Genomic DNA, 17,001 nt, shown 5'->3' with positions numbered 1-17,001 from the left:
TCGCCGCCCGTGGGCAGATGGACCTACCCGACCCGCCCGCGGTGGAACGCACCGCCGCCAGCGCACAGTGCGTTCCGTCGCCCGGCGCGCACGAATACTCACCGCCCTCATGCAGGTCCCGGCGGACTCGGGCTCTGTCCGGGCCGGAGGGCTCAGGTAAAGAACTGAGCTCTCGAAACGCAGGTGAGCCCAAACGGTGGCGGGAAGCCGGACGGGTCAGGCCGAACCGCGGTGTGCGCCAGTTGAGGCTGAAATGGCCAGTCCTTGTCATGGCCATCTCGGTTTGGCCTGGCGCAAAGTCGAGGTGGGCGAGTCGAGTGGCTGCGGGGAGGTCTCGGAGAGATGCCGCCGACTCCGCGCACAGATGCCGCTGGTCCGACACGCTGACTTTCGTCGGCAGCTCTGTCCGGGCCGGAGGGCTCAGGTAAAGAACTGAGCCCTCGAAACGCAGGTGAGCCCAAACGGTGGCGGGAAGCCGGACGGGGCAGGCCGAACGGCGGGGAGGCGGGCGGCGGCGCGGAAGCGCTGACCCCTACGCGGAGCGGCTTGTCCGCTGCGGAGCGTCGTGGACTCCGCGCGGCTGCGCTTGACCTCCGCGGAGCGCCGAATCATCGCCGTGCACAGGGATGATTCGGCGCTCCGGGTAGTGGTCGATCGCCGTTATGGTCGGTCGACGCGCGGCGGGCGGTCACTTCGGGGGAGTGAAGATGCTCGCCGGCCAGATCTTCGCGGTGATCCGGCTGCCGGGCGTCGCATGCTCGGACAGATCCGTCTGCACCTCGTCGATGACGGCCTGCGCCTCGGCGGGGGAGAGGTCCGTGGCCTGCGCCCCGTAGCGCTGCGCCTCGAGGGCGTCGATGAACGCCGACAGCGCCGTGTCGTCGTGGCGGCGGATGCCGGAAGCTGACGGAACCGGGCTGCGCAGAGCGTCGAGGCCGAGCGCCGACGGGGGCCGTCCCGCAGCCGAGCCGCCGGGCGCGCCTGCGCTGTCCGAACCGGCCGCCGCCTGACTTGCAGGCACGCGCCCGTCCTCGGTGCGGCCGTGACCCGGACCAGACGGTCCCAGCGTCCCGGCACCGGCTCCGACATCGGCACCGGCGCCTGCAGCACCGGCGCTCGAGACCCCGGCAACCCCGGCCCGGTCAAACCCGGTGTCCCCAGCCCCACCGGAAGTCCCGGCACCCGTCTCGCCGCGGGCGGCGCGAGCACCCGCCTCGGCGACGGCAGGACCGCCGGCGAGGACGAGTTCGTTGTGGCGGAGGGTGCGGCTCGGATCGAGGCTCTGACCGTAATCGGTCGCCAGTGCCCTGATCTCCGTCCACACGTTCTCGAGGTCGACCGGAGAACCGGTGCGGCGACGGCGCTGGAGCACCCGCCACAGCGCGGGAATCGCGAGCAGCAGGAGGATGAGGACGGCGATGATGACGGCCCACATCACGGTGCCGAGATTCGAGTTCGCCGGCTCCGCCGCCGCATCCGTCGCCTCGGTGGTCTGTCCCTCCTCGGTCGCCGGGGCGGCCTCGGACGCGCTCTCCGTCGGCTCCGCGGTCGGGGTGGCGGATTCGGTGGTCTCCTCGTTCGCCTCATCGGCGCTGCCGTCGGCGACGGTCCACGCCGGGGGAGCCCCGGCCGGTCCGCCCGGAGTGGGCTCGAAGCGCACCCAGCCGACACCGTCGAAGTAGAGCTCGGGCCACGCGTGGGAATCCTGCATCGAGACCTGGTACTCGCCGCCGTTCTCCGTGCCGGAGGCGAAGCCGACGCCGATCCGGGCGGGAATGCCCAGGGTCCGGGCCATGATCGTCATCGCCGAGGAGAACTGCACGCAGTACCCGCGCTTGTCGACGAGGAAGTCGGAGATCGCGTCCCCGCTGGCCTCCTCCGGGGCGTCGAGCGAGTACTCGAACTCGCCGCTGCGGAAGTACGCCTGGAGCAGCACGGCCGCCTCCCACTGGTTGCTCGCCCCGGCGGTGACCTCGTCGGCGGTGTCGCGCACGCTCTGCGGCAGGGTCTCGGGCACTTCGAGCTCGGTCTCGAACTCCGCGGAGTTGACCGGGGTCGCCGACTGCATGACGCTGACATCGGGTTCGATCGACAGGTAGTCCATCGAGTAGTCGAGCCCGCCCGAGCGTTCCCCGTTGCCGACGATCGTCAGCGAGGACTCGTCGTAGATCCACCGGCGGTCGAGTCCCTCCGGCTGCTGCGGGGCGTAGGGCGTCGGCAGGTACTGCTGATCGTACTGGCCGATCGAGAAGTCGATGCGCTGCTCGGAGTAGCCCTGGTTGCGCGGCAGACCCTGCGGCCACGGCAGGCCCTCGGCGGCGATCGCGAACTGGTCGAGCCCGAACGGCGTCGGCGCCCAGGTCTGCCCGTCGAAGGAGTTGATCGACGTCAGGCGGATCGGCTCGGGGTTCTCCGCCGTCGTCGTGTACGTGAACAGCGTCGAATCGTCCCGGGCGCCGAGGTCGGCGCGCAGGTCGAGGAACGGATTCGTCACCGTGAGGTCGCCCTGGTTGTTCGACGCGCGGTTGGGCAGCGTCGGGACCTGCGGCAGGAGCATCGGCAGGGCGATCCCGAGGATGATCGCGACCGCGCCGGCGACGACGGCGGTCAGCCCACCCCGCCACTTCGCCTGCGGGAAGTAGGGGCTGAGCATGAGGAGGAGGAACGCGGCGAGGATCGCCGCGATGTGCCACCACCGCACCTGGGCGGGGGCGAAGAACACCGGGATCATCCACAGCACGAGGAGGAGGACGCCGCTGACCTTCGGGGCGCCGAGGTCGGAGACGAGTCCGTCGATGAGGATCGTGATGAGCGTGAACGCGATCGTCAGCATCGCCGTGAAGCCGGGCGTGCTCTCCGCCGGCGGGGTCGAGGCGTAGAGGTCGCTCACCCCGGCCGAGAGGAGGTCGATGACGGCGACGAACGACTCACCGGTCGGGATGATCCCTGCGAGCAGTGTGTCGGGCGCGCAGAGGACGAGGACGGCGATGACGCCGACGATGCACTGCGCGATGACCGCGGTGCCGGTGGCCTTGAGCCCCGGGATGCTGCGGAAGACCGCCCCGACGAGGACGATGAGGAAGACGGCGACGAGGACCGGCAGCAGCCAGTCGAAGTCGGAGAAGACCGCGGAGAGCCCGATGGCGGTGAGCACCATGGCGACGAACACCGACAGCGACTCGAGCCACGTCGAGGAGCGCTGCCGCTCCTCCTGCACAGCACCGGGCTGCCCGACGTCGGGCTGCATGACGTCGGCGCTCATCGCACGACCCGCTTCGAGTCGAAGGTCGTCCAGGATTCGGGCAGGTCTTCGCTCAAACCGAGCATCGTCATGTCATCGATCTCCGAGAGGCTGCGGACGGTGATGGGGATCCGGCGCGTGAACTGCGCGGCCATCGCCTGGGCGCGGGCGTCATCGGCGGCGCAGATGACGACGTGGTTGGGGTTGTCGTGGGAGGGCAGGTGGGCCGGTCCCGGTTCGACGAGCGCGGTGAGCAGGCGCAGGCGGTCGACGTCGCGCGGGCCCCGGAACCGGAGCTCATGGCCGGGGGTGATCATGCAGACCTCGTAGTCCGCGCGGAGGAAGGCGACACCGGCGGCGGCCGCCGCGGCGAGGAGGAACTCCTGCTCGAGGTCGTCCGGGGGCTCCTCGGCGCCGACGAGATCGACGACGATGAGCGCGTGGAGCGTCTCCTCCTCGGCTTCGTGGCGGACCATGAGCTCACCCGACTTCGCCGTCGTCGGCCAGTGGACGTGGCGCAGATCGTCGCCGGGCACGTACTCCCGGGTGTGGAAGTCGCGGGTCGTGTGGCCCGAGCGGATCTTGCCCTCGTCGAGGCGCGCCGGTCGGTTCGCGGTGTCCCCGGGGATCCGGGCGCCGAGGGAGGGCACGGCCACGGCGATCGGCTGCGCGCCGAGCACCTTCTTCTTCGCCGTGACGAGGCTGAAGGGACCGGCGACGGTGACGAGCACCGCCTCGATGCCGCTGAGGCCGCGACGGTTCGGGGTGAAGGAGGTGACGACGTTCTGCGAGCGGCCCCCGGCCAGCGGCGGCACCTCGCCGACGGTCGAGTCGCCGAAGCCGTCGGCGGCGACGAAGTCGATCGTCGACGCAGGCACCGCGAGGTGACCGGTGTTGCGGACGACGGCGTCGATCTCGACCTCCTTGCCCTCGGGCGCCAGCGGGTAGCGCTCGTCTCCGGGTTGGAGCCGGACCTCGGGCAGGGGAGTGTGCAGGGTCACCGAGATCCGGCGCGTGCCCCAGCCGATGAGGGCGGCGGAGAGGCCGACGAGCCCGATGAGGAGCAGTCCCGCCGGGAGAAGGCCGGGCAGAGCGAACCGGTAGGCGCCGACGATGAGCGCGGCTCCGGCGATGATGAAGATGATTCCCGAGGTCGAAAGCCGCATGCCGTCACTGATTCGTCGAGACGGGCACTCGCGCGAGCACGCGGGCGATGAGGTCGGCCGCGAGTTCCGAGTCGTCGCCGTCGCGCGGGATGATGCGGTGGGCGAGGATGAAGGGCGCGAGCGCCTGGATGTCGTCGGGCGTGACGAAGGTTCGACCCGACAGGGCGGCCCTGGCCTTCGCGGCGCGCAGCAGGTGGACGCCGCCGCGCGGCGAGGAGCCGAGCACGATCGCCTGGTCATTGCGCGTCGCCTGGAGGATCGCGACGATGTACTCGCGCAGCGCCGGGCTCGCCGAGACGTGGCGGACGATGTCGCGGGCCTGCTTGATCTGCTCGAGGCTCGTCACCGCCTGCGCCGCGGTGAGCGGATCGTGCTCGATCTGGTTGTCGAGCAGGTCGACCTCATCGGCCGTCGACGGGTAGCCGAGCGAGATGCGCGTCATGAAGCGGTCGCGCTGGGCCTCGGGCAGAGCGTACGTGCCCTCCATGTCGATGGGGTTCTGAGTGGCGACGACGATGAACGGCGAGGGCATCATGTGCGTCTCGCCGTCGATCGTCGCCTGGCCCTCGGCCATGCACTCTAGCATCGCCGACTGCGTCTTCGGGGACGCGCGGTTGATCTCGTCGGCGATGATGATGTTGGCGAACACGGGACCGCGGCGGAACTCGAAGTGCCGGGTCTCCTGATTGAAGAGGTTGACGCCGACGACATCGGTGGGCAGCAGGTCCGGAGTGAACTGGATGCGGCGCACCGAGCCGTCGACGACCTTGCCCATCGCCCGCGCGAGCAGGGTCTTGCCGACGCCCGGCACATCCTCGAGCAGCACGTGGCCGCCGGCGAGGAGGGCGATGAGGGAGAGGCCCACGGCCTCGTCCTTGCCCTCGAGCACTGAGTTCATCGCAGTGCGCGCCCGTGATGTCAGCTGCTGTACCCACTCGATGTGCTCGGCACCGATGACTGAATTGGTCTGTGTGGCTTCCTGGCTCGTCGACATGCGTCCATTGTCCCTTATTAGGGGCCCGGTCCGCACACGGGCGCCTCTCAGGATCTCCGGCCTCCCCACTTCCCTCCCCACCGCCCTCCACCACCTCCTCCACTTCGCCCCACCGGATTCCCCACATTCCTCCCCACGTCGCCCCACCTCGGCGACGATCCCCGGATTCTCGGGGCAGAGGTGCGCGCCGAGGCGGTCGTCCGAGTCCGAGATCGCCCAGTTCAGGACCCCCGGAGACGCGCGGACGGGAGATTTCTTCCACTTTCCTCCACGGGTCTGACCTGGGCTTTTATAGGGTTCACAGGCGAAAGTGGGGTCAGGTGCTGGAATGGGTGGAGGGAAGTGGAGTACTGTGGTTGCTATCGGAGCCGATTGGTTTCGAAAGGGGTGAGACGACATGTTCTTGGGCACTCATATGCAGAAGCTCGACGACAAGGGTCGCCTCATCCTGCCCGCGAAGTTCCGCGACGAGCTCTCGCCCGGACTCGTTCTCACACGTGGCCAGGAGAACTGCCTCACCCTGTTCCCCACCACGGAGTTCGAAGCCGAGCACGAGCGGATCCAGAACGCGCCGAAGACGAACAAGGAGGCACGCGACTACCAGCGCGTGTTCCTGTCAGCGGCCTTCGCAGACCAGCCGGACAAGCAGGGACGGATCACCGTTCCGCACATATTGCGGCAGTACGCATCACTCGACCGGGAAGTCGCGGTGATCGGCATGGGAAACCGAGTCGAGATCTGGGATGCCCCGACATGGGAGGAGTACCTCGTCGGCGCGCAGCAGGCCTTCGCCGAACGCGAGAACGAGGTGATCCCCGGAGTGATCTGATTCTGCTCGGGCTCGATCCTTGCCCGCCGTGCATGGGGTTTCGGGGCACTTCCCCGGTTCCGAAGCACACCAGTCCTGACACACTTCCCCGGTGCCAGGGCCACGGCGGACAAGGTTCCGGCTCCAGCAGGACGCCCGGCCGGCAGGCCGGTCGACGCAGCCAGCCGCCGACGCACACCGACGACCACGCACGAAGGGCCCGACCATGAACGCACAGCATGTGCCAGTGCTCCTGGCCCGCGTGGTCGAGCTCATCGGCGTCGGCGTCGCGGCGGCCCGGGCACAGGGCATCACCCCCGTCGTCGTCGACGGCACGCTCGGCATGGGCGGTCACGCCGAGGCGGTGCTCACGGCCTTCCCCGACGTCCACCTCGTCGGCCTCGACCGCGACCGGGACGCCATCGCGATCGCGAGTGCTCGCCTGCAGCCGTTCGCCGACCGCACCGACATCGTCCACGCCGTCGACGACGAGCTCCCGAGCGTCCTCGACGACCTCGGGATCGAGGCGATCAGCGCGATCCTCCTCGACCTCGGCGTCTCCTCCCTCCAGCTCGACGAGGACGAGCGCGGATTCTCCTACTCCCGTCCGGCGCCGCTGGACATGCGGATGGACCAGACCCAGGCACTGACCGCCGCCGAGGTGCTCGCGACCTACTCCGAAGCCGACCTCCGTCGCATCCTGAAGGACTACGGCGAGGAGAAGATGGCCGGGAAGATCGCGAAGATCATCGTCGCCGACCGCGCGGAGACGCCGTGGACGACCTCGGATCAGCTCGCGGCGATGCTCACCCGCGTCCTGCCCGACACGAAGAAGCGCTCCCACCCGGCCAAGCGGACGTTCCAGGCGCTGCGGATCGAGGTCAACGACGAACTCGGGGTGCTGCGCACCGCGCTGCCGGCAGCGCTCGAGGCCCTCCACCTCGGCGGCGTTGCCGTCATCGAGTCCTACCAGTCGCTCGAGGACACGATCGTCAAGAAGATCTTCCGCGCCGGCACCCACACCCAGGCCCCACCGGACCTGCCCGTCGTGCCCGAGCACATGCAGCCGTGGCTGCGGGAGATCGTGCGCGGCGCCGAAGTCGCCGATGAGGAAGAGGCGGAGAGCAATCCCCGCGCCAAGAGCGTGCGCCTGCGCGCCGTCGAGAAGATCAGGGAGGCACAGCCGTGAGTCACGCCCCAGCCGTCACCCGGCCACAGCACCGCACACCGGCGACGACGACGCCGGCCCCGCGCCTGCGGCTGCTGAAGTTCGAGCTGCCGAAGTCGAAGCTGCCCTTCTCGCTGCTGTGCCTGGGCATCCTCGTCACCGCTCTCGTCGCCGTCCTCCTGCTCAATATCTACATCTCCAACACCTCGTACCAGATCGATCAGCTGGGGGCGCAGAAGGAGCAGCTCGCCGAGGAGAAGGACCGCCTCGTCGAGGACAACTCCTACCGCGAGTCCCCGCAGAACATCGCGAAGGCCGCCGAGGAGCTCGGACTCGTCCGCGACACCTCCCCGGAGTTCCTCGACGCGAAGACCGGGAAGGTCATCGACGCCCCGCCGATCGACGAGAGCGGAGACAAGGAGCCGGCAGTTGTGCCCGGCCCGCGCGCCGATACCAGGGATGACCTCCGGCCCAATCTACGATCGGATGAGACGTTGCCCGTCGTCGGCGGCAGCCCGAGCAAGGACATCGCGCCTCCCGCGCAGGTCGCTCCCAAGTGAGCGGCACGTACGGCAGGCGACGGCAGTGACAGAGATTTGAGCCGATGAGGTAAGGACGAAGTATGGCCCCGCGGACACGCAAGGCGAAGAAGACTCCCAACCTCCGTCGCCGTGTCGCGGTCATCGCAGCCTTCTCGGCTCTCGTCCTCGTCATCACCGGCGTGCGCCTCATCTCGATCCAGGGCATGGATTCGATGAAGCTCGCCGAACAGGCACTCGCCAACCGCCTCGTCACCCGCACCCTGCCCGCCGACCGCGGTCAGATCGTCGCCTCCGACGGCACCGTGCTCGCCGACAGCGTCTCCCGCTACCAGGTCGTCGCCGATCAGCAGAACGTCGCCCAGTACAAGGTCGACGGCAAGCTCGTCGGCGCGTGGGGGGCCGCCGAGGCGCTCGCCGGCCCTCTCGACACCGACCCGGGTCTCCTCTATCCCGAACTCGTCGGGGACAAACGATGGAACCCGGTCGCCAAGGGCCTGACCTCGGAGACGTGGCGGGAGATCGACGACCTCGGCATCCTCGGCATCTCCGCCGAGGAGTACGCGGTGCGCTCGTACCCGTCCGGGGCGATCGCCGGCAACCTCGTCGGGTTCCTCAGCTCCGACGGCCAGGCGCAGGCGGGACTCGAGCTCTCCTTCGACGAGGAGCTCAGCGGCCGCGACGGCAAGCAGCAGTACGAGCGCGGCGCACGCGGGGAGATCATCCCGCTCGGCGACAACAACATCGAGAACGCCGTCGACGGCTCCGGCATCCGCACGACGATCAACCCCGCGGTGCAGTACTACGCCCAGCAGGCGATCGAGGAGCAGGTCAAGGCCCGCAAGGCCGAATCCGGCTCGATCGTCATCGAGGAGATCGGCACCGGCAGGATCATCACCGCCGCCGACGCCCCGACCGTCGACCCGAACAACCCCGGCAAGGTCGACGGGGATGATCGCGGTTCGCGGATCTTCACCGACGTCTTCGAGCCGGGGTCGACGGCGAAGATGGTCACCGCCGCTGCCCTCCTCGACCAGGGACTCGTCACTCCCGACCAGGAGTTCACGGTCCCCGACACGTGGAAGGCGCCCAACGACGAGGAGTTCCGCGACTCCTCCCCGCACCCCGATCAGAAGCTCACGTTCGCCGGCATCCTCGCCGAATCCTCGAACACGGGAACGATCCTCGCCGGTCAGGCGCTCACCGAGGCCCAGCGCTACGAGTACCTGAAGAAGTTCGGCTTCGGCTCGAAGTCCGCGGTCGGCTTCCCGGGCGAGACCGGCGGCATCCTCCACCCCTACGCGGACTGGGACGGACGGACGAAGTACACGGTGATGTTCGGACAGGGCATGGCCGCGAACGCCCTGCAGACCACCTCGGTGATCGCGACGATCGCCAACGGGGGAGTGAGCGTTCCCGCCCGCCTCGTCGACGGCACGATCTCGCCGTCGGGCAGGACCATCCCGGTGCCCGCCGGAGAGCCCACGCGGGTCGTCAGCGAGAAGGCCGCCGACCAGACCCTGGCGATGCTCGAGGGCGTCGTCGCCGAGGGCACCGGCAAGTCGGCGGCCGTGTCCGGCTACCGGGTCGCCGGCAAGACGGGCACCGCCCAGGCACCGGCCGCCGACGGCAGCGGCTACGACGGCTACACGGCCTCGTTCGTCGGCGTCATCCCCGCCGAGGACCCGAAGTTCGCGATCTCCGTGACTTTGCAGCGTCCCCGCGACGGCTACTACGGTGGTACCGCCGCCGCGCCCGTGTTCTCCGACGTCGCCGGCTTCGCGATGCGGCACTACAAGATCCCCCCATCCACGGAACAGCCCCAGCTCCCGCCACGAGAATGGAAATGATGCGCATCTCCCAGCTGCTCCCCGCAGCCCCCGGCACGATCCACGGCGACCCGGAACGCGAGGTCGCCGGGGTCTCCCACGACTCGCGCACCGTCGCCCCGGGCCAGCTCTACGCCGCCCTGCCCGGCGCGAACGTCCACGGCGCCCGGTTCGCCGCCGACCTCGTCGCCCGCGGGGTCACGGCGATCCTCACCGACCCCGCCGGCTGGGAGATCATCGGCACGGACGTGCCCGACGACCAGCTCGCCGAGGTGACCGGGCTCGTCGTCGATGACCCCCGGGGCGTGCTCGGCTACGTCTCCGCCGCGATCTACGGCACCTCGGTGACCCCGGAGCTCCTCGGCGTCACCGGGACGAACGGGAAGACGACGACGACGTACCTGCTCGCCGGTCTGCTCGAGGCGCTCGGCCGGCGCACCGGGGTCATCGGCACCGTCGCGACCCTCATCGCCGGCACCGCGGTGCCGAGCGTCCGCACGACCCCCGAGGCTCCCGAACTCCACGCCCTGTTCGCGAAGATGCGCGCCGCTGACGTCGACACGTGCGCGATGGAGGTCTCCTCGCACGCGCTCACCCAGCACCGCGTCGACGGCGCCCACTTCGCCGTCGCCGGCTTCACGAACCTCTCCCAGGACCACCTCGACTTCCACCATTCGATGGACGAGTACTTCGCGGCCAAGGCCCTGCTCTTCACCCGCGCCTTCTCCGACCGTGCCGTCATCGTCATCGAGGACGCCTGGGGGGAGCGGATGGCCGAGGCCGCGCAGATCCCCGTGCGCACGCTCGGCCGCGACGACCGCAGCGAACTGCGCATCGACCACGTGCCGGGGGAGTCCGACTTCACCCTCCGCCTCGGCGACGGGACGCAGATCCCCCTGCGCTCACCGCTGCCCGGTGACTTCAACGTGACGAACACCGCGTTGGCTGCGGCCATGCTCGTCGAAGCCGGTCTCGCCCCCGCCGACATCGCGGAGATCGGCCGGACCTTCACCGCCGCCGTGCCCGGGCGCATGGAGATCATCGACGTCAACCAGGCACCGGCGACCGGGCTGCCCCGGGCGATCGTCGACTACTCGCACACCCCCGATGCCATCGAGAAGGCCCTGGCCTCCCTCGACGCCGACAGCGATGAGCTCGTCCTCGTCTTCGGCGCCGGCGGCGACCGCGACCCCGGCAAGCGCTACGGCATGGGTGAGGCGGCGGCGCGCGGAGCCGATGTGATCGTTCTCACCGACGACAACCCGCGCACCGAGGATCCCGCCGCGATCCGAGCGGCCGTGCGGGAGGGAATCGATGCGGCTGTCGCGTCCGGCGACGCGCGTGTGAAGAAGGTCATCGAAATCGCCGATCGGGGCGAGGCCATCGACTCGGCGATTGCGACAGCAGACCCTGCAACGACCGTGCTCATCGCGGGCAAGGGGCATGAAACCGGCCAGACCATCGGCGCCGTCGTCACCGAATTCGACGACCGCACCCGGACACGCTCGGCGCTGACTGCGCGACTCGGCGGTCCGGAAACGGGTAAAGTTCACAGTTGATATGAAGCGACTGAGTGCAGCCGACATCGCAACCGCCGTCAACGGCGAGTTGTACGGCGTAGACCCCGAATCCCTGTTGAGTGCCGGAGTCGTCACCGACTCCCGCGAAGTCGGACCCGGCGACATCTACGTGGCCCGCCGCGGCGAGAACGTCGACGGCATCGAGTTCGCCGCCGCTGCCGTCGAGGCCGGCTCCGCACTGATCATCGGCGAATCCGTGCCCACCGTCGACGACCAGCCCCTGCCCACCGTCCTCGTCTCCGACGCCACCGAGGCGCTCGGGCGGCTCGCGAGTGCGAGCGTCGAGGCGCTGCGGGCCTCCGGTGAGCTCACCGTCATCGCGATCACCGGCTCCGTCGGGAAGACGACGGTCAAGGACCTCGCCGCCGATCTCCTCGCCGGTGAGGCCCCGACCGTGTGGCCCCCGAACTCGTACAACAATGAGGTCGGGGTTCCGCTCACGGCCCTGCGCGCCGATGAGGAGACCCGTTTCCTCGTCCTCGAGATGGGCGCCCGCTCGATCGGCAACCTCGCCTACCTCACGAGCCTCGTCCGTCCTGACATCGCCGTCGAGCTCGCCGTGGGCACCGCCCACTCCGGTGTGTTCGGGTCGATCGAGAACACGGCCCGGGCGAAGGCCGAACTCGTCGAATCCCTCATCGCCGGCGGGACGGCCGTGCTCAACGCCGATGACCCCCGGGTCGCGGCGATGCACGAGGTGCTCGCCGCTGACGTCGAGACGCTGTGGTTCTCCCAGCGCGAGTCGCTGCCCGACTGGGTCGGGACCGACGACGCCGTGGTGCGGGCGACGGGAGTCTCCACCGACGCCTCCGGCCACTCCTCGTTCCTCCTCCACCTGCCCGGTGAGGAACCGCAGGAGGTGCGCCTGGCCCTCGTCGGCGAACACCACGTCGGCAACGCCCTGGCCGCTGCGGCCGTCGCGTCCGCCTGCGGCGTCGGCGTGAAGTCGATCGTCACGACGCTCGCGACCTCCTCGGCAGCGAGCCGGTGGCGGATGGAGCTCATCGACTCGCCGACCGGCGTCACCGTGCTCAACGACGCCTACAACGCCAACCCCGAATCGATGCGCGCCTCGCTCAAGGCGCTCGCGGCGATGGGCCGCGGCGACGAGGAGTCCCGCCCCCGGCGGACCTTCGCCGTGCTCGGGGAGATGCTCGAACTCGGCGACGAGTCGATCAGCGCCCACGCCGACATCGGCGAACTCGTCGTCCGTCTCAACATCACCCGCACCATCGTCGTCGGCGAGGGCGCCAAGCCGATCTTCAACGCCGCGAACCTCGAGGGCTCGTGGGGCAACGAGGCGACGTGGGTGGCCACGGTCGCCGAGGCGAAGGACCTGCTCACCGCAGAGCTCGCCGCCGGCGACATCGTTCTGTTCAAGTCCTCACGTGATGCCGGCCTGCGGTATCTCGGGGACGACATCGCCGGCGTCTCGGGGGCCCAATGATCGCGGTGCTGCTCGCGGCCTGTGTCGCACTCGTCCTCGCGCTCGTCGGGACCCCGCTCTTCATCCGGGTCCTCGTCAAGCGCGGCTATGGTCAGTTCGTCCGTGACGACGGTCCGACGACGCACGCGACGAAGCGCGGAACCCCGACGATGGGCGGTGTCGTCATCATCGGCGCCGCGATCATCGCCTACCTGCTCGGCCACCTGGTCACCGGTTCGGTGCCCACCGCCTCGGGACTCCTCGTCCTGTGGCTGGCCGCCGGCCTCGGGATCGTCGGCTTCCTCGACGACTTCATCAAGATCAGGAAGCAGCGCTCCCTCGGTCTGCGCCCCGTGCCGAAGCTGCTCGGCCAGGCCTTCGTCGGCATCTCGTTCGCCGTCATGGCCCTCCAGTTCCCCAACTCGTTCGGGGAGACCCCGGCGTCGACGAAGATCTCCTTCATCCGGGACACGAACCTCGATCTCGCCTTCGCCGGCGGCGCCGTCGGCCTCGTCCTCTTCATCATCTGGGCGAACCTCATCGTCACCGCCGTGTCGAACGCCGTCAACCTCACCGACGGCCTCGACGGCCTCGCTGCCGGCGCCTCGGCCGTCGTCTTCGCCGCCTACGTCGTCATCGGCACGTGGCAGTCGACGCAGAACTGCAATCTCATGTCCGAGGCGACGAACGCGTGCTACTACATGCGCGACCCCCGCGACCTCGCCATGGTCGCCGGCGCCATGGCCGCGGCCTGCTTCGGCTTCCTGTGGTGGAACACCTCTCCCGCGAAGATCTTCATGGGCGACACCGGGTCGCTGGCGATCGGCGGCGCCATCGCCGGCCTGGCGATCATGTCCCGGACCCAGCTGCTCCTCGTCGTCCTCGGTGGCCTCTTCGTCATCATCACCCTCTCGGTGATCATCCAGGTCGCCTCGTTCAAGACCACCGGCAAGCGCGTCTTCCGCATGGCGCCCCTCCAGCACCACTTCGAGCTCAAGGGCTGGGCCGAGGTGACGATCGTCGTCCGGTTCTGGATCATCGCCGCGCTCTTCGTCATCGCCGGAGTCTGCCTCTTCTACGCCGAATGGGTGGCGCGCATTGGCGGATGACCTCGCAGCCGACTACCCGCTGGCCGACCGGATCCCCGCGGCCCTGAGCGGACCGACGTCGTCGCTGGCCGGGCTGCGGATCCTCGTCACCGGCTTCGGCGTCACCGGGTTCCCCGCCGCCGTCCACCTCGCCGAACGCGGCGCCGAGGTGGTGCTGGTCGACGGTGACGCGACGAAGGACATGGCGGAGAAGACCGCGATCCTCGAGGTCTTCGACGTCGACATCCGCCGCGGACCCGAGGCCGTGGCCGGACTGCCCGAGGGCACGTTCGACCTCGTCGTCACCTCACCCGGATGGACCCCGGACCAGCCGGTGCTCGCCGCGGCGATCGCCGCCGGCATCCCCATCATCGGGGAGGTCGAACTCGCGTGGCGGATCCGCGGGACGAACGACGCGGCGTGGCTGGCGATCACCGGCACGAACGGGAAGACCACGACGACGACGATGCTCGAATCGATGCTGCTCGCCGCGGGACTGCGCGCGAAGGCATGCGGCAACATCGGCGCCCCGCTGCTCGAAGCCGTCCTCGAACCCGGACTCGAGGTGCTCGCGATCGAGCTCTCGAGCTTCCAGCTCCACTGGGAGTTCTCGATGTCGGCGACCTCCGCGGTCGTCCTCAACCTCGCCCCCGACCACGTCGACTGGCACGGCAGCGTCGATGCCTACGCCCGCGACAAGGCGAAGATCTACGAGCACGTCCGCGATGCCTGCGTCTACAACGTCGCCGATGCGGCGACGAAGACGATGGTCGAGAACGCCGAGGTGGTCGCCGGGGCCCGGGCGATCGGCTTCACCACCGGGATCCCCGCTCCCGGCGAGCTCGGCGTCGTCGACGACCTCCTCGTCGACCGCGCGTTCATCCCGCAGCGCTACACGGCTGCCGCCGAGATCGCCTCGCTCGCCGACGTCGCCCGGGCCGCAGGCACCCCCGGACAGCGTCCCGCCGACCACCAGATCGCCAATGCGCTGGCCGCCGCCGCCCTCGCCCGCAGCATCGACGTGCCCGGCCAGGCGATCGCCGCGGGCCTTAAGAACCATGCCCTCGGCGCCCACCGCATGGTCACCGTGGCCGAGACCGACGGCGTCCGCTGGGTCGATGACTCGAAGGCGACGAACACCCACGCCGCCGCGGCGTCGCTGGCGAGCTTCGACCCCATCGTGTGGATCGCCGGCGGCCTGCCCAAGGGCGCGGACTTCACCGAGCTCTTCGCCGCCAACGCCGACCGGCTCAAGGCGCTCATCCTCATCGGCGTCGACGACGCGGCGTTCCGCGCGGCCGCCGCCGCAGGCGCCCCCGATCTCGACATCGTCCGCATCGACCCGCTGCCCGAGGACGCGGCGGCCGACCCCGCCGTGCGCGGCGCCGCCGTCATGGACGCCGCGGTCGCCGCCGCCGCGACGATCGCCGTCCCCGGTGACACCGTCCTGCTCGCCCCCGCCGCGGCGAGCATGGACCAGTTCCTCAACTACAGCACCCGAGGCGAGCTCTTCGCCCACGCCGTCGAGCAGCTGCCGGGACGCTGACATGGGACGGCAGAGCACGACGCGACGCCGGCCGAGCGCGGCTTCGGCTCCGGTCGACGCCCCGACCAGGACCGACCCGACGTCCGCGCCGACGACCTCCGCGGGCGGGACGGCGCCGAGCGGGACACCGCGTGCGAAATCGCCTGCCGCGAAGACACCTGCCGCGAAGAAGCCCACAGCCAAGAAGCCCGCCGCGAAGAAGTCTGCCGCGAAGAAGCCCCGAGCGGCGATGCCCTGGGCGAAGAAGTCGAGCGCGAAGAAGTCCAGCGCGAAGACGACCACCGGCGGGCAGGCACACGTGACGGGCGCACCCGTCTCCGGGACCGCCTCGGCGGCGGAGACGACATGGCGACGCGGGATCCCCGGCAAGCAGCTGCTGCGGGCCGTCGTCGCCGAATACCGGACGATCTCCGCGAACCCGCTCGCGACGTACTACCTCATCCTCATCTCCGTCGTGGCGCTGACCGGCCTCGGCCTCGTCATGGTGCTCTCGGCCTCCTCGATCACGTCGTACGACGGGGGAGAGGGCTCCTCGTTCGAGTACTTCAACAAGCAGGCGGGCTTCGCGGCCGTCGGCTTCGCCCTTCTCATCGCCGCGTCCTTCGTGCCGCTGAGCCTGTGGAAGAAGCTCGCGTGGCCGGCGATCGGGCTCGGGGTGCTCATGCAGGCCGCCGTGTTCATCCCGGGCTTCGGCAAGGAGACGAAGGGCAACGCGAACTGGATCCAGATCGGCTCCTTCCAGCTCCAGCCCTCCGAGTTCCTCAAGATCGCCCTGGCCGTGTGGCTCGGCTGCGTGCTCGCGAACAAGTTCGGGAAGATGACGACGTTCACGCACGCGATGATCCCCGTCGTGCCCGGCATCGCCGTGGCCATCGGCCTCGTCGTCGCCGGCAACGACCTCGGCACCGCGCTCGTCCTCATGGCCATCGCCCTGGCCTGCCTCTTCATCGGCGGCTTCCCGATGAAATACTTCCTCCTCCTCATCGGCGGCCTCGGGGCGGTCACCGCGTTCTACGTGCTCAGCTCCGAGAACCGGCTCAATCGCCTCGCCCTTGCGATCACCGGGCACGCCGACCAGGCGGCGATCGACACGACGGGTCAGGCATGGCAGTCCAACCACGGGCTCTTCTCCCTCGCCTCCGGCGGCTGGTTCGGCGTCGGCCTCGGGGCGAGCCGGGAGAAGTGGTCGTGGCTGCCCGAAGCGCACAACGACTTCATCTTCGCCATCATCGGCGAGGAGCTCGGCCTCGTCGGCACGATTCTCGTCCTCCTCGTCTTCACCGTCCTCGCCTTCGGCCTCATCCGCGTCATGCTGCGCGCTGAGAGCCTGTTCGCGAAGATCACCACGGCAGGCCTCTTCGCATGGCTCATCGGCCAGGCGGCCATCAACGTCGGCGTCGTCGCCGGACTCCTGCCCGTCATCGGGCTGCCCCTGCCGTTCGTGTCCTACGGCGGATCCTCGATCATCGCCTCCCTGCTCGCCGTCGGAGTCATCCTCTCCTTCGCGCGCACGGAGAAGGGTGCCGCCGAGGCGATCCGCGCCCACAAGGACCGCGTGCGGTCCTCATTCGCCGTCCTGGCCAGGAGAGCTCCCGGCCGGAAGAAGAAGGAGTGAG

12 protein-coding genes are annotated in these 17,001 nt (G+C 69.7%); 9 read left to right on the top strand and 3 right to left on the bottom strand.

The window, feature by feature from the left end:
- Window positions 1-688 precede the first annotated feature (688 nt).
- From ACFQ91_RS10990 to ACFQ91_RS10980, 3 genes are read right to left on the bottom strand one after another with little or no spacing between them, the layout of a single operon-like run.
- Window positions 689-3,262 (bottom strand): DUF3488 and transglutaminase-like domain-containing protein, encoded by a 2,574-nt coding sequence (locus ACFQ91_RS10990; RefSeq protein WP_232623620.1) that lies wholly within the window; start codon window positions 3,260-3,262, stop codon window positions 689-691.
- Entirely contained in the window at window positions 3,259-4,407 is a 1,149-nt protein-coding gene (locus ACFQ91_RS10985; protein ID WP_198499011.1) for a DUF58 domain-containing protein, read from the bottom strand. The genes ACFQ91_RS10990 and ACFQ91_RS10985 overlap by 4 nt, the downstream gene beginning before the upstream one ends.
- A 4-nt stretch (window positions 4,408-4,411) precedes the next feature.
- Window positions 4,412-5,401 carry a MoxR family ATPase gene (locus ACFQ91_RS10980; protein ID WP_198499010.1) on the bottom strand — a complete coding sequence of 330 codons (990 nt, stop codon included), beginning with the start codon at window positions 5,399-5,401 and terminating at the stop codon, window positions 4,412-4,414.
- Between the two features lie 397 nt (window positions 5,402-5,798).
- Between ACFQ91_RS10980 and mraZ the strand changes: the two genes are divergently transcribed.
- The 9 genes from mraZ to ftsW all read left to right on the top strand — a co-directional run bounded on the left by mraZ (window position 5,799) and on the right by ftsW (window position 17,000).
- Window positions 5,799-6,230, top strand: coding sequence for a division/cell wall cluster transcriptional repressor MraZ (gene mraZ, locus ACFQ91_RS10975; RefSeq protein ID WP_040342214.1), 432 nt, complete (start codon window positions 5,799-5,801; stop codon window positions 6,228-6,230).
- A gap of 205 nt (window positions 6,231-6,435) precedes the next feature.
- Complete coding sequence (gene rsmH, locus ACFQ91_RS10970) at window positions 6,436-7,398, top strand: 16S rRNA (cytosine(1402)-N(4))-methyltransferase RsmH (protein WP_198499009.1); 963 nt, start codon at window positions 6,436-6,438, stop codon at window positions 7,396-7,398.
- Window positions 7,395-7,937 carry a hypothetical protein gene (locus ACFQ91_RS10965; protein WP_232623619.1) on the top strand — a complete coding sequence of 181 codons (543 nt, stop codon included), beginning with the start codon at window positions 7,395-7,397 and terminating at the stop codon, window positions 7,935-7,937. Before rsmH ends, ACFQ91_RS10965 begins: the two co-directional genes overlap by 4 nt.
- 62 nt (window positions 7,938-7,999) lie before the next feature.
- Window positions 8,000-9,766 carry a penicillin-binding protein 2 gene (locus ACFQ91_RS10960; protein ID WP_198499008.1) on the top strand — a complete coding sequence of 589 codons (1,767 nt, stop codon included), beginning with the start codon at window positions 8,000-8,002 and terminating at the stop codon, window positions 9,764-9,766.
- Complete coding sequence (locus ACFQ91_RS10955) at window positions 9,763-11,304, top strand: UDP-N-acetylmuramoyl-L-alanyl-D-glutamate--2,6-diaminopimelate ligase (protein WP_198499007.1); 1,542 nt, start codon at window positions 9,763-9,765, stop codon at window positions 11,302-11,304. The genes ACFQ91_RS10960 and ACFQ91_RS10955 overlap by 4 nt, the downstream gene beginning before the upstream one ends.
- Window position 11,305: 1 nt before the next feature.
- On the top strand, window positions 11,306-12,772 hold the full coding sequence (murF, locus tag ACFQ91_RS10950) for a UDP-N-acetylmuramoyl-tripeptide--D-alanyl-D-alanine ligase (protein ID WP_198499006.1): 1,467 nt from the start codon (window positions 11,306-11,308) through the stop codon (window positions 12,770-12,772).
- Entirely contained in the window at window positions 12,769-13,860 is a 1,092-nt protein-coding gene (mraY, locus tag ACFQ91_RS10945) for a phospho-N-acetylmuramoyl-pentapeptide-transferase (RefSeq protein WP_198499005.1), read from the top strand. Before murF ends, mraY begins: the two co-directional genes overlap by 4 nt.
- A complete protein-coding gene (gene murD / locus ACFQ91_RS10940; RefSeq protein ID WP_198499004.1) occupies window positions 13,850-15,385 on the top strand; it encodes a UDP-N-acetylmuramoyl-L-alanine--D-glutamate ligase in 1,536 nt (511 codons plus the stop codon). Before mraY ends, murD begins: the two co-directional genes overlap by 11 nt.
- Before the next feature lies 1 nt (window position 15,386).
- Complete coding sequence (gene ftsW, locus ACFQ91_RS10935) at window positions 15,387-17,000, top strand: putative lipid II flippase FtsW (RefSeq protein ID WP_198499003.1); 1,614 nt, start codon at window positions 15,387-15,389, stop codon at window positions 16,998-17,000.
- Window position 17,001 lies beyond the last annotated feature (1 nt).

This window comes from Brevibacterium sp. NPDC056726, from assembly GCF_042790515.1.
Taxonomy (GTDB): Bacteria; Actinomycetota; Actinomycetes; order Actinomycetales; family Brevibacteriaceae; genus Brevibacterium; species Brevibacterium sanguinis.
This window is presented reverse-complemented; position numbering and strand designations above follow the sequence as displayed.

Bases quoted from the DNA above. Each gene is read 5' to 3' on its own strand.
- ACFQ91_RS10990 (WP_232623620.1), bottom strand. From the start codon at position 3,262: ATGAGCGCCGACGTCATGCAGCCCGACGTCGGGCAGCCCGGTGCTGTG.
- ACFQ91_RS10985 (WP_198499011.1), bottom strand. From the start codon at position 4,407: ATGCGGCTTTCGACCTCGGGAATCATCTTCATCATCGCCGGAGCCGCG.
- ACFQ91_RS10980 (WP_198499010.1), bottom strand. From the start codon at position 5,401: ATGTCGACGAGCCAGGAAGCCACACAGACCAATTCAGTCATCGGTGCC.
- mraZ (WP_040342214.1), top strand. From the start codon at position 5,799: ATGTTCTTGGGCACTCATATGCAGAAGCTCGACGACAAGGGTCGCCTC.
- rsmH (WP_198499009.1), top strand. From the start codon at position 6,436: ATGAACGCACAGCATGTGCCAGTGCTCCTGGCCCGCGTGGTCGAGCTC.
- ACFQ91_RS10960 (WP_198499008.1), top strand. From the start codon at position 8,000: ATGGCCCCGCGGACACGCAAGGCGAAGAAGACTCCCAACCTCCGTCGC.
- ACFQ91_RS10955 (WP_198499007.1), top strand. From the start codon at position 9,763: ATGATGCGCATCTCCCAGCTGCTCCCCGCAGCCCCCGGCACGATCCAC.
- murF (WP_198499006.1), top strand. From the start codon at position 11,306: ATGAAGCGACTGAGTGCAGCCGACATCGCAACCGCCGTCAACGGCGAG.
- mraY (WP_198499005.1), top strand. From the start codon at position 12,769: ATGATCGCGGTGCTGCTCGCGGCCTGTGTCGCACTCGTCCTCGCGCTC.
- ftsW (WP_198499003.1), top strand. From the start codon at position 15,387: ATGGGACGGCAGAGCACGACGCGACGCCGGCCGAGCGCGGCTTCGGCT.